Source organism: Pseudomonas sp. ES3-33, assembly GCF_000952175.1.
GTDB classification, from domain to species: domain Bacteria; phylum Pseudomonadota; class Gammaproteobacteria; order Pseudomonadales; family Pseudomonadaceae; genus Aquipseudomonas; species Aquipseudomonas gregormendelii.
This window is the reverse complement of the sequence record NZ_JZRI01000062.1, coordinates 67,534-79,894: the sequence shown is the minus strand read 5'-3', so window position 1 is coordinate 79,894 and position 12,361 is coordinate 67,534. Positions and strand designations below refer to the sequence as shown.

The 12,361-nt window shown below is 60.0% G+C and carries 13 protein-coding genes; 9 read left to right on the top strand and 4 right to left on the bottom strand.

Features of this window, described 5'->3' with window-relative positions:
• The first annotated feature begins 199 nt into the window (after positions 1-199).
• Genes pilB through yacG form a run of 5 tightly spaced genes read left to right on the top strand, consistent with a single transcriptional unit; the run spans position 200 to position 4,808 of the window.
• On the top strand, positions 200-1,897 hold the full coding sequence (pilB, locus tag UB23_RS11235; RefSeq protein WP_045059385.1) for a type IV-A pilus assembly ATPase PilB: 1,698 nt from the start codon (positions 200-202) through the stop codon (positions 1,895-1,897).
• 2 nt (positions 1,898-1,899) lie between these two features.
• The gene (locus UB23_RS11230) at positions 1,900-3,117 is read left to right on the top strand and encodes a type II secretion system F family protein (RefSeq protein ID WP_045059384.1); all 1,218 of its coding nucleotides are present in this window, start codon (positions 1,900-1,902) and stop codon (positions 3,115-3,117) included.
• Between the two features lies 1 nt (position 3,118).
• Positions 3,119-3,991, top strand: coding sequence for a prepilin peptidase (locus UB23_RS11225; protein WP_045059383.1), 873 nt, complete (start codon positions 3,119-3,121; stop codon positions 3,989-3,991).
• The gene (gene coaE / locus UB23_RS11220) at positions 3,988-4,611 is read left to right on the top strand and encodes a dephospho-CoA kinase (protein ID WP_045059382.1); all 624 of its coding nucleotides are present in this window, start codon (positions 3,988-3,990) and stop codon (positions 4,609-4,611) included. Before UB23_RS11225 ends, coaE begins: the two co-directional genes overlap by 4 nt.
• Entirely contained in the window at positions 4,608-4,808 is a 201-nt protein-coding gene (gene yacG, locus UB23_RS11215) for a DNA gyrase inhibitor YacG (protein WP_045059381.1), read from the top strand. The genes coaE and yacG overlap by 4 nt, the downstream gene beginning before the upstream one ends.
• A gap of 36 nt (positions 4,809-4,844) precedes the next feature.
• On the opposite strand, the gene UB23_RS11210 is transcribed toward yacG, so the two are convergent.
• Positions 4,845-5,534: an energy-coupling factor ABC transporter permease gene (locus UB23_RS11210; protein ID WP_045059380.1), complete on the bottom strand. Its 690-nt coding sequence runs from the start codon at positions 5,532-5,534 to the stop codon at positions 4,845-4,847.
• A 187-nt stretch (positions 5,535-5,721) separates the two neighbouring features.
• On the opposite strand from UB23_RS11210, the gene UB23_RS11205 reads away from it, so the two are divergent.
• Entirely contained in the window at positions 5,722-5,958 is a 237-nt protein-coding gene (locus tag UB23_RS11205) for a DUF2790 domain-containing protein (RefSeq protein ID WP_045059379.1), read from the top strand.
• A gap of 8 nt (positions 5,959-5,966) precedes the next feature.
• Here the strand turns inward: UB23_RS11205 and UB23_RS11200 are convergent, their stop codons facing one another.
• The 3 genes from UB23_RS11200 to UB23_RS11190 are packed head-to-tail and all read right to left on the bottom strand — an operon-like array spanning position 5,967 to position 9,819.
• Positions 5,967-7,235 (bottom strand): OprD family porin, encoded by a 1,269-nt coding sequence (locus tag UB23_RS11200; protein WP_045059378.1) that lies wholly within the window; start codon positions 7,233-7,235, stop codon positions 5,967-5,969.
• A 17-nt stretch (positions 7,236-7,252) separates the two neighbouring features.
• The gene (locus UB23_RS11195) at positions 7,253-8,458 is read right to left on the bottom strand and encodes a benzoate/H(+) symporter BenE family transporter (RefSeq protein WP_045059377.1); all 1,206 of its coding nucleotides are present in this window, start codon (positions 8,456-8,458) and stop codon (positions 7,253-7,255) included.
• Complete coding sequence (locus UB23_RS11190) at positions 8,455-9,819, bottom strand: aromatic acid/H+ symport family MFS transporter (protein WP_045059376.1); 1,365 nt, start codon at positions 9,817-9,819, stop codon at positions 8,455-8,457. The genes UB23_RS11195 and UB23_RS11190 overlap by 4 nt, the downstream gene beginning before the upstream one ends.
• A 233-nt stretch (positions 9,820-10,052) precedes the next feature.
• On the opposite strand from UB23_RS11190, the gene UB23_RS11185 reads away from it, so the two are divergent.
• The 3 genes from UB23_RS11185 (at position 10,053) to UB23_RS11175 (ending at position 12,305) form a co-directional block, all read left to right on the top strand.
• Positions 10,053-10,679 carry a DUF1780 domain-containing protein gene (locus tag UB23_RS11185; RefSeq protein ID WP_045059375.1) on the top strand — a complete coding sequence of 209 codons (627 nt, stop codon included), beginning with the start codon at positions 10,053-10,055 and terminating at the stop codon, positions 10,677-10,679.
• A gap of 93 nt (positions 10,680-10,772) precedes the next feature.
• A complete protein-coding gene (locus UB23_RS11180; RefSeq protein ID WP_045059374.1) occupies positions 10,773-10,946 on the top strand; it encodes a DUF3094 domain-containing protein in 174 nt (57 codons plus the stop codon).
• Between the two features lie 60 nt (positions 10,947-11,006).
• Complete coding sequence (locus UB23_RS11175) at positions 11,007-12,305, top strand: NAD(P)/FAD-dependent oxidoreductase (protein WP_045059373.1); 1,299 nt, start codon at positions 11,007-11,009, stop codon at positions 12,303-12,305.
• Positions 12,306-12,361: the final 56 nt, after the last annotated feature.

Sequence of the window (12,361 nt, the reverse complement as noted above, 5' to 3'; positions counted from 1 at the left end):
CTCATGATCTGGATTATCTCCAGCACAGCCCATGCCAATTGCCTGCTCCCCAGCCGGCTTGGGCGCCGGATTCTGTCAGGCCCTTCCTAGGCCCTGGAAAACCGCACTAACTGACATTTTTTGTCACTTCTACAGCCATAGTTTGGCTCCGTCCCTTGACTAGGCTATAAGTCATGAACTGTCTGCGTCCGGTATCCCAATGAATGACATCGCTCTTAGCGGCCTGGCCAAACAATTGGTCCTGGCCGAGCTGTTGACTGAAAAAAGCGCGCAACAGGCGTATCAGCAGTCCCAAAGAAACCGCACCTCGCTGGTCAACCACCTGGTGCAGAACAAGCTGGTAAAGAGTCGGCTGGTCGCCGAAATCGCTTCCGAGCATTTCGGCATGGCCCTGTTCGATCTCAATGCCCTCGACAAGGAAGTCCTGCCCAAAGGGCTGGTCAGCGAGAAACTGGTTCGTCAGCACCATGTGCTGCCTCTGTGGCGACGCGGCAACAAGCTGTTCATCGGCATGTCCGACCCCAGCAATCACCAGGTCATCAATGACATCCAGTTCAGTACCGGGCTGACCACCGAAGCCATCCTGGTCGAGGATGACAAGCTCAGCGATGCCATCGACAAGCTCTTCGACACCCAGTCCACCGGGCTGGAAGACATGGCCGACGTCGACCTCGACGGCCTGGATATCGAATCTGCCGACGACAGCCAGGACTCCGTTGGCGGTCAGGATGCCGATGACGCGCCCGTGGTGCGCTTCGTTCACAAGATGCTGCTCGACGCGATCAAAAGCGGTTCTTCCGACCTGCACTTTGAGCCCTACGAAAAGAGCTACCGCGTGCGCATGCGCACCGACGGCATGCTGCGCGAAGTCGCCAAGCCGCCGATTCAACTGTCAGGGCGGATCGCCGCACGCCTGAAGGTCATGGCCAGTCTCGACATCTCCGAGCGCCGCAAACCCCAGGACGGGCGGATCAAGATGCGCCTGTCCAAGAGCAAGTCCATCGACTTCCGGGTCAACACCCTGCCGACCCTGTGGGGCGAAAAGGTGGTGATCCGGATCCTTGATCCCTCCAGCGCCCAGATGGGCATCGACGCCCTGGGTTACGAGCCGGTACAAAAAGACCTGTACATGGCCGCGCTGAAGCAGCCACAGGGCATGATCCTGGTCACCGGGCCCACGGGCTCGGGCAAGACCGTGTCGCTCTACACCGGGCTGAACATCCTCAACACCGTGGACATCAATATCTCCACCGCCGAGGACCCGGTGGAGATCAACATGGAAGGTATCAACCAGGTGAACGTCAATCCCCGGCAAGGCCTGGATTTCGCCCAGGCCCTGCGCTCCTTTCTGCGCCAGGACCCGGACGTGATCATGGTCGGCGAGATTCGCGACCTCGAGACCGCAGAAATTGCCATCAAGGCGGCTCAGACCGGACACCTGGTGTTGTCGACCCTGCACACCAACAGCGCGGCAGAAACCCTTACCCGCCTGCAGAACATGGGCGTACAGGGTTTCAATATTGCGACCTCGGTCAGCCTGATCATCGCCCAACGCCTGGCACGCAAACTGTGCAGCCATTGCAAGAAACCCATTGATATTCCCCGCGAAGCCTTGATCAAGGAAGGCTTTCCCGAGGACCGCATCGGCTCCTTCACCATCTATGAGCCGGTTGGCTGCGATCTGTGCAATGGCGGCTACAAGGGCCGGGTGGGGATTTACGAAGTGGTCAAAAACACCCCGGCGCTGCAACACCTGATCATGGCCGAAGGCAACTCGCTGCAAATCGATAGCCAGATGCGCAAGGACGGTTTTGATGACCTGCGTACTTCCGGTCTGCACAAGGCCATGCAGGGTATTACCAGCCTTGAAGAAATCAACCGGGTCACCAAGGACTGAATATGGCGGTCAAAGCAGCGAAAGTCAGTGTCTACGCCTGGGAAGGCACGGACAGGAAAGGCACGAAGATGACCGGCGAACTGAACGGTCAGAGCCCGGCACTGGTCAAGGCGCAGTTGCGCAAGCAAGGTATCAACCCGGGCAAGGTACGCAAGAAGTCGGTGTCGATTCTTAACCTGGGTAAACGCATCACGGCCCAGGACATCGCCCTGTTCACCCGGCAGATGGCGACGATGATGAAAGCCGGCGTACCGCTGCTGCAATCGTTCGACATCATCGGCGAGGGCTTCGAGAATCCGGCCATGCGCAAGCTGGTGGACGAGGTCAAACAGGAGGTTGCGGCGGGTAACAGCTTTGCCGCGTCCCTGCGCAAAAAGCCGCAGTATTTTGACGAGCTCTACTGCAACCTGGTGGACGCGGGCGAACAGGCCGGCGCCCTGGACACCCTGCTGGAACGGGTGGCGACCTACAAGGAAAAAAGCGAAAGCCTCAAGGCCAAGATCAAGAAGGCCATGACCTATCCGCTGGCCGTGGTGTTCGTCGCCATCATCGTGACCGGGATTCTGCTGGTCAAGGTCGTGCCGCAGTTCGAATCCGTGTTCAAGGGCTTTGGCGCCGAGTTGCCGGCGTTTACCGTGATGGTCATCGGTCTCTCCGAATTCCTCCAGCAATGGTGGTGGCTGTTGCTCGGCGTCCTGATTGCGGGGTTTTTCGGAGTCCGCCGCGCCTTCAAGACGTCCGAGAAATTCCGTGATCGCACCGACGTCTGGCTGTTGAAGCTGCCCCTGGTCGGCAACCTGCTGTATAAATCGGCCGTGGCCCGCTACGCCCGCACCCTCTCCACCACCTTCGCCGCCGGTGTGCCGCTGGTGGAGGCCCTGGAATCGGTGGCCGGCGCCACCGGTAACATCGTGTTCAAGCGTGCGGTGCTGCGGATCAAGCAGGACGTATCGACCGGGATGCAGCTGAACTTCGCCATGCGTACTTCCGGGGTTTTCCCCAACATGGCCATCCAGATGGCAGCCATCGGCGAAGAGTCGGGCGCCCTCGACGACATGCTCGACAAAGTCGCGAGCTTCTACGAGGACGAGGTCGACAACATGGTCGATAACCTCACCAGCCTGATGGAGCCGTTTATCATGGTGGTGCTGGGGGTTGTCGTCGGCGGCCTGGTGGTTGCGATGTACCTGCCTATCTTCCAACTCGGCGCAGCGATCTGACATGCCCTTGAATGAAATTCTGCAGCACTCCCCACTGGGCTTCGTTGCTCTGGCCCTGGTGCTTGGCTTGCTGGTGGGCAGTTTTCTGAATGTGCTGGTCTGGCGGCTGCCCAAGATGCTCGAGCGTGAATGGCGCCTGCAAGCGCAAGACATGCTCGGCCATCCCGCTCCTGCACCACTGCCGACTTACAACCTGATGCTGCCTCACTCCCAGTGCCCCCACTGTGGCCATTCGATCCGGGCGTGGGAGAACATCCCGGTCTTCAGTTACGTGTTCTTGCGCGGCCGCTGCTCCGGCTGCGCTGCGCCGATCAGCAAGCGCTACCCGTTGACCGAGCTGGCCTGTGGCCTGCTGTCAGGGTTCATCGCCTGGCACTTTGGCTTCGGTTGGCCAGCCTGCCTGGTGCTGTTCCTGACCTGGGGCCTGCTGGCCATGAGCCTGATCGACGCCGAGCATCAATTGCTCCCGGATGTCCTGGTATTGCCACTGATGTGGCTGGGGTTGATCGCCAACAGTTTTACCCTGTTCGTGCCGCTCCACGAAGCGCTGTGGGGCGCGATCGCCGGTTACATGGTGCTGTGGTCGGTGTTCTGGGTGTTCAAGCTGGTGACCGGCAAGGACGGCATGGGGCACGGTGATTTCAAGCTGCTGGCGATGCTCGGCGCCTGGGGTGGCTGGCAGATCCTGCCCCTGACGCTCCTCCTGTCTTCCCTGGTCGGCGCCATCATTGGCGTGGCCATGCTGCGTATGCGCAACGCAAAAACCTCGACGCCGATGCCCTTTGGGCCGTATCTGGCAATTGCCGGCTGGATTGCCTTGCTCTGGGGTGGTCAAATAACCGACTTCTATTGGCAGTTTGTCGGTTTGAAATGAATACCCCTGTGGAAAAACCCTGGATTCTTGGCCTGACCGGCGGCATCGGCAGCGGCAAAAGCGCGGCCGCCCAGCACTTCATTGACCTGGGCGTGCACGTGATCGATGCCGACCATGCCGCGCGCTGGGTGGTTGAACCCGGTCGCCCGGCGCTGGCGCAGATCGCCGGGCACTTCGGTGCCGACGTGCTGCAAGCCGACGGCCAACTCGACCGCGCGGCGTTGCGCAAACTGATCTTCGAAGTTCCCGAAGAACGTCGCTGGCTCGAGGCGCTGCTGCATCCGCTGATCGCCAGGGAAATCAGCGATCACCTGGCCAAGGCACAATCGCGCTATGCGATTCTGGTTTCGCCATTGCTGATCGAGTCCGGCCAGTACGCCATGACCCAGCGGGTGCTGGTGATCGATGCACCCGAGCAGCTGCAGATAGAACGCACCTTGCAGCGCGACCAGACCAGCGAACAGCAAGTCCAGGCGATCCTCAAGGCACAGTCCAGTCGCCAGGACCGCTTGAGCCATGCCGACGATGTGGTGGTCAACGACCGCGACCTCGCCTGGCTGCACAGCGAGGTCGAGCGCCTGCACCACTTTTACCTAACATTGCGTGGAGGCCAGTCATGAGCCAAACCCCAACCGTCAACTGCCCCACCTGCGGCGCCCCGGTCGAATGGAGTGCTGACAACACCTTCCGGCCGTTCTGCTCGGACCGCTGCAAACTGATCGACCTGGGCGCCTGGGCGTCGGAAGAACACAAGATTCCGGTGAGCCCGGATGCCGAAGACGACCTGTTCAGCGAGGACTTTGAACCTCGTCATTGATGGCCGACCTGCACGACGTCGGCCGCCAGGTGAGGATCATGCCTTGGGGTCGTCGTCTTTCCACGGCGCGGACAGGTAGCGCGTGCGATTGAAGGTTTCGAGCCACTCGGGGCTGAACACCACCAGTGCGCTGACGATCATGCCGTTGATAAACGCTTCGGGGAAAATGATCAGCCACAGGTAACCGACGAAATCCTCCAGCCAGTAAGGCATCACGAAGCGCTCGTCGAACCACAGCAACCACAGCGCCAGCAGCAGGCACAGCAGGGCCGAAAGCGCTGCGGCGAAAAAACCGGATACGAAGATGTAGACGAAGGGATTACGCGGTTGTGCGCGCTCGACCAGGATGGCGCAGCACTCGGTGATCAACACCGGCAGCATGATCAGCAAAGCACCGTTCACCCCCATCGCCGCCAGGTCCTGGCGCCCGAGCATGACCAACCCCGCTTGCGCAACAAACCCGCCGACTATTGCCAGTGGCCAGTCGAGCAGCAGGGTCACCGCAGTCATGCCGAGAAAGTGATAGGACACGCCCGTATCAAAATCCCGCCTGACCAGCCAGAGCATGAACAGGGCGAACACGGTACCAAACAACAGGTGCTGGCGGCGGCGATCGCTGAACAGTTCGACCCAGGGCGAGCGTGCAATGGCCCAGAGCAGAATCGGAACGTAGATCACCCATCCGATGGTCAGGGTTTCAGCTGACAGTAGCTCGGCGCCGATCATGGCTGTGCTTGCTCCTTTTCCGTACCGGGAGGATTTTCAGTCTACACCGTGGTGGTTGCACCGCACCGATCGAAGTGGACACCATCGATTGTTACGTAGCCTGCAACGCTGAATCGGCCCCGCCCCCCTTTATCCAATGGAAGCAAAGACTAAAATTCAACCAACAGAATCAACCAGGAGAATCCAGATGAAAACCCTCACTGCCCTGCTTTTGGCCTTCGTCGCCACCTCGGCCATGGCCGCCACCAACGAACCCGCTGCCACTCCCTACGACCCGGCACATCCGCTGGACATCGCCAAGGTAGTGTCAGTCAGCGACACCCCGACCGGCTGCGATGTCGTACCGGCCACCATGGTCTACATCGATCATCAGGGCCAGACTCAGCGAGTCACCTATCAAGTCATGGGCAATTGCGACCTGTAATCAACGCATCACAGCAAGGTCCATGTGTAGCTGAGGATCAGGCGATTCTCGTCAATGTCACTGCGGTAGTTTGAGCGCGCCATTGCATTGCGCACACGAACCCCAACGCCTTTGAGGCTACCACTTTGCACGACATATCCAAGGTCAAGATCACGCTCGCGGTCCTTGCCCTCGAACCCTTTCCCGGTGTCGACGTTATTACCGGAAATGTAACGCACGGTACTGGTCAGACCCGGCACGCCTAAAGCGGCGAAGTCGTAGTCGTAACGCGCTTGCCACGAGCGCTCGTCGGTGGAGGCAAACTCATAGGTCGGCACCTCGTTGCCCAGTGGCGATATGTTGGCAAACACCCGTGGAAAGGCGCTGTCACCGAACATCCCCTGGTAACCGACATAGAACGTATGGCCGCCACGCTTGGCCGACAACAGCGAAAAGAACGCCTGGTTGTCGATATTACCTAGCAGTTTTTTGCCATCTTCGCGTGAATCGTAATAACCAATGTTGGCTCCCAGAATCCAGTCGCCCGTCGGCTGACTGTGTTTGAGGCCCAGAAAACGCTGGTTGTAGATATCTTCCAACTGCCCGTACCAGGCGCTGACGGAACTGCGTTTATCGTTGAAGGCGTAATCGCCACCGGCAAAATTGAAGCCGTCGCTGCTGACTTGACGCTGCGGCACGTGACCCAGCATGGCCTGCATTTTTTCGTCGCCCGCTTCGTTGCGCAGACTGGTGGAGTTCAAATGGCCGCCCTGCAATGTCAGGCCGTTGATCTCACTGGAACTGATGCTCGCACCCTGATAGCTCGGCGGCAGCAGGCGGATATCACTGAACGCCAGCACCGGCACATTTGGTTGCAACTCCCCCACCTTGATTTCGGTTTTCGAGTAGCGGACCTTCAAGGCTGCTTCGAGTCGGCTGTAATCGTTGGCCGCGCGCCCATCATCTTTCACCGGCAGCAAACCGGTATTGACCCGGTCGGGACCGCTGTCGAGCTTGAGGCCGAGCAGGCCGATCACGTCCACGCCAAATCCCACGGGCCCCTGGGTGTAGCCTGATTTGACGTTGAGAATGAAGCCCTGCGCCCACTCTTCAGCCTTCGACTGCCGGTTTGCCCCGACGATGTCGGAGAAGTCCCGGCTGAAGTAGTAATTGCGCGCTTGCAAGGTGGCCGTGGTGTCTTCGATAAAGCCAGCCTCTGCCGCCAGCGCACCGGCGGAGAAACTCGAGACGAGCGCCATGGACAACACCGAACCGGTTGTTGGAACAATCTGTTTCATCGTCTTTTCTCTTGTTTTTATTGATCGACAGTCGGGAGTGCATCAGCCGCTGCGTTTTCGCGGCGGGCGTTTAACAGAAGGTGGGTGGCCATGCCGAAAATCAGGCCCCAGAATGCCGCAGACAGTCCGAACAGCGACATGCCCGAAGCCGTAGCAAGAAAGGTGACCAACGCCGCCTCGCGATCACCCGGCACGGCCATTGCGCCGGCCAAAGCCCCGGCAATTGCAGCGAACAACGCCAGGCCTGCGAGCGTCGCAATCAGCTCCTTGGGAAACGCCGAGAACAACGAAACCAGGGTGGCACCGAAGATCCCCAGCACCAGGTAACACAGACCGCCGACAACGCCGGCCACATAGCGCTTGTGCGGATCTTCATGGGCGTCACGACCGGTGCAGATGGCCGCCGTAATCGCCGCCAGGTTCAGCCCATGGCAACCGAACGGTGCCAACAGCGCCGTGCCCAACGCGCTGCTGGCGATGATCGGCCCGGCAGGCGTGGAGTACCCACTGGCGCGCAAGACCGCCATGCCGGGCACAAATTGGCCGGTCAGTGCCACCATCACCAGGGGCAAGGCGATGTTCAGGGTCGCGCTCAAGGTAAACTCGGGCGTGACCCAGACCGGTGTCGCCAAGCCAATGACCAATGCTTCGCTGCGCAGATCGCCAGCGACAAAGGCTATCGAGCAGCCCACCAGCAGCACCATCAACACCGCATACCGCGGCAGCAGACGCTTGCAGACCAGATAAGTAACGAACATCGCCAGCACCAGCAGCGGCTTGCCCTGCAACGAGACGAACAAACCAGTGCCGAAGCTGAACAAAATTCCCGCCAGCATCGCTGCGGCAATCGCCGCAGGCAGTTTGCTGATGATCCGGTCAAACGCCCCAGACACCCCGACCAGAAATATAATCAGGCTGCTGACCAGATACGCGCCCACCGCCTCCGGCATGGAAATACCCGGCAGCAGCGCCACCAGCAACGCCGAACCCGGCGCCGACCACGCAATGATCACCGGCACGCGGTAACGCAGGCTCAAGCCGATCCCCAGCACCGCACTGCCGATGGAAATTGCCCAGACCCACGACGACAGCACTTCTCGCGAAAGCTGTGCGCTGTCGGCGGCCTGGAAAATAATCACCAGTGGGCCCGCGTAGGAAATAACCGTCGCGATAAAACCGGCGACGGCGGCCGACAGGGAGAAGTCCCGTAGCAATGATTTCATGACGCGTCGCCGACGGCCCCGGCCGGCGCAACGGCGCGCATGGACTGGGCGTGCCTGGCGCTGCGCTGACTGCTGATGGCAAACACGGTCATGGCAATCGCCGCCACCGCACCGGGCAAGGCAAACGCCATGAAGTTGAGCTGCAGTGGCAGGTTGATGCCAAGCAAGGCACCGCCCAGCAGTGGGCCCACGATCGCGCCATTGCGCCCGACACCCGAGGCCCAGCCCAGACCGGTGGAGCGAATCGTCATCGAATAGAATTGCGCCGCGCAGGCGTACAACAGAATCTGCGAGCCGATGGTGGTGGCGCCGGCGATGGCGATCAGCAGGTACAACAACGGCATCGGGCTGTTGAAGCCAAGCAAGGTGATTGATACGGCCGCCATGGCAAAGAACACCGCCAACACCCGTGGCAGGTTCAGTTTGTCACCCAGCACACCGCCTCCGACCGCGCCGAAAATCGCCCCGAAGTTGAGTACCAACAGGAAAGACAGGCTCGAGCCCAGGCTGTAACCGGCGTTGGCCATCAGCTTCGGCAGCCACGAACTCAAGGCGTACACCATCAGCAGGCAACAGAAGAATGCCAGCCACAGCATCAGCGTGCGCAGCGCCCGGCCCTCGCGAAACAATTGCAACACCGGAGTGCCGGTGCCCTTCACTTCGCTCATGTCGAGTTGATCGTCTATTTGCGCGACGTAGGCCGGATCGACCCGCTGAAGAATGTTGCGTGCTTCTTCATTGCGTCCCTGGCGCAGCATGAAACCCACCGATTCAGGCAGGAAGTACATGATCAGCGGCAACAGCAGTAACGGCAGTACCGCGACGTAGAACACTGACTGCCAACCGAAGCTGGGGATCAACACAATACCCAGCCCCGCCGAGAGCATGCCGCCCACGGAGTAACCGCTGAACATGATCGCCACCAGCGTGCTGCGGATTTTCTTCGGCGCGTACTCGTTCATCAGCGCCACGACGTTGGGCATGACCCCGCCAATGCCGAGGCCGGCGATGAAGCGGCACACACCGAACTCGGTGGGATTACGGGCAAACCCATTGAGTACGGTAAACCCGCTGAACAGCATCACGCAGATCGTGATGGCTTTCTTGCGGCCGATGCGGTCCGACAGCGGTCCGAAAAACAGCGCGCCGAACATCATTCCAAACAAAGCGTAACTGCCCAGCGCTCCAGCCTGCAGGGGAGTCAACCCCCACTCTTTCATCAGCATCGGCAGCACCACGCCGTATATCACCAAATCGTAACCGTCGAAGATGATGATCAGGGCACACCAGAACAGCACCATCCAGTGGAAGCGATTGAAGCGTGCGTTGTCGATAACCTCATGTACGTCAATTTTGCGCATGGCGTTTTTCTCTTGTTGTTTTTATTTCAGAGCGTCGCAAAAGCGGCTAACGTCCCGTAAAGCCGAGGGTAAAGCTGGCGGACGCGTGGAAATATCCGCTGCGCGCAGATCACTATCCGTTTTGTGCAGGGCCTTGGAGCGGGCGCGAAAAGAGGCTGTCTTGCCGATGGCCTTTGCCCCTGTACAACAAATTGTCTTCTTTGCCAGCGCATTTGAACGCTAAGCTTGGGCCTATGGATGACTCTGATTACTTACGCCTGCTGACCATTGCGGCCGAGCAAGCCAACGCGTTCCTGTCCAATGCCCGCAAATGGGAGCGCGAGCGTTGGGTGTGCCAGCGCCTGCTGCAAGGGCTGAACATTCCCTACCGAGTGGACGAGTTTGCGCCTGCCGGGGAGCCGCCTGATGTGCTGTTTCGCGACGCCAGTTTCGAGGTGTTCTTTGTGCTGGACGAAGGTCGGCGCCTCAACGATGAGTGGCGCGATGAATTGCAGCGTCGGCGCAGTGCGTTTTCCCTGAGCTCGCTGGTGCGTCGGGAGGCGAAGCCCAAGCGCATTCCCGCCAACGAGTTCCTGCTCAGGCTCGCACCGACCTTGCGCAAGAAAGCGCACAACTACAAAGAGCGGGGCATGGACCTTGGGGAGCTCGATATCATCGCCTTCGCCAGCCTCAAGCGCGAAGTGCTGGACCTCAACAGCCATTTTCCACCCCCCACCGAATACTTGCGCCAGGGCTGGCGCTCGTTATCACTGGTGGGGCCGACCTTCGCCAGGGTGCTGTTCGCCCATCCGGATGCTCCCGACTTCCTGCGCAGCAACCTGGGGCGCAGCATCGTCTTCGATGTCGGCATCAGCCTGTGAGTTGCAGGCCCCCATCGGCTATGCTGCGTACACCCTTTATTGAATCAGCTGTAGCTTTCATACATTCACCAACGTCTATCTGACGAGGGCTTTATGACCAGCCGCCTGAACCCCGACGACCAAAAGCATGTCGAAGAGTACCTGCACTTGTCCCAGCACCGAGTCGAGCGCCGGCCATTCCGGCCGTGGATGCTCCTGGTGATGGTATTGGCAGTGACCATTGGTTTGGGCCTGTTGAGCCGATTTATCAGTTACCTGGCGCTATGAGCCGCGTTGCGCTCGCGAGGGTGACTGCACCGATTTCTTTTAGCCTTGCGAGATATCCCCATGACTCATCGTATTGTCATCGTTGGCGGCGGCGCCGGCGGTCTGGAGTTGGCTACCCGTCTGGGTAAGACTCTGGGCAAGCGCGGCACGGCCAGTGTGATGCTGGTCGACGCGAACCTGACCCACATCTGGAAACCTTTGCTGCATGAAGTGGCAGCCGGCTCCCTGAACTCCTCCGAAGACGAACTCAACTATGTTGCCCAGGCGAAATGGAACCATTTCGAGTTTCAGCTGGGGCGCATGAGCGGGCTCGACCGCGCCCAGCAGAAAATCCAGCTGGCCGCCACTTACGACGAAGCCGGCATCGAACTGGTGCCCGCACGGGAAGTGGCGTACGACTCGCTGGTGATCGCGGTCGGCAGCACCACCAACGATTTCGGCACCCAGGGTGCGGCGCAACATTGCCTGTTCCTCGACACCCGCAAACAGGCGGAGCGCTTTCACCAGCAACTGCTCAATCACTACCTGCGAGCCCATGCCGGGCAGACTGACAAAGTCGAGCAGATCAGCGTGGCCATCGTCGGCGCCGGGGCCACCGGGGTCGAGCTGGCAGCAGAGCTGCACAACGCCGCGCATGAACTGGCGGCTTACGGCCTGGACCGGATCAAACCGGAAAACATGCACATCACCCTGATCGAAGCCGGGCCACGCGTCTTGCCAGCCCTGCCGGAGCGCATTGGCGGGCCTGTGCATAAAACCCTGGAGAAGCTTGGGGTCAACGTCATGACCAATGCCGCGGTGAGCGAAGTGACGGCCGACAGCCTGATCACCGCCGACGGCAAAGTCATTAACGCCAGCCTGAAAGTCTGGGCCGCCGGGATTCGCGCGCCGGGCTTCCTCAAGGACATCGACGGCCTGGAAACCAACCGCATCAATCAACTGCAAGTACTGCCGACGCTGCAGACCACCCGCGACGAAAATATCTTCGCCTTCGGTGACTGCGCCGCCTGCCCGCAACCGGGCACTGATCGCAACGTGCCGCCGCGGGCCCAGGCAGCGCACCAGCAGGCATCCTTGCTGGCAAAATCCCTGAAATTGCGCATCGAAGGCAAGGCCTTGCCGGAGTACAAGTACACCGACTATGGCTCACTGATTTCGCTGTCACGGTTTTCGGCTGTGGGTAACTTGATGGGCAACCTGACCGGTAGCGTGATGCTGGAAGGCTGGCTGGCGCGGATGTTCTATGTGTCGCTGTATCGCATGCACCAGATGGCGCTGTACGGCGCGTTTCGTACTGCGATGCTGATGCTGGGCAGCAAGATCGGCCGCGGCACCGAGCCACGCCTGAAACTGCATTAAGTATTCGGTGCCCGTCAGGGCCTGATCGCGGGTAAGCCCGCTCCCACTGGTTATTG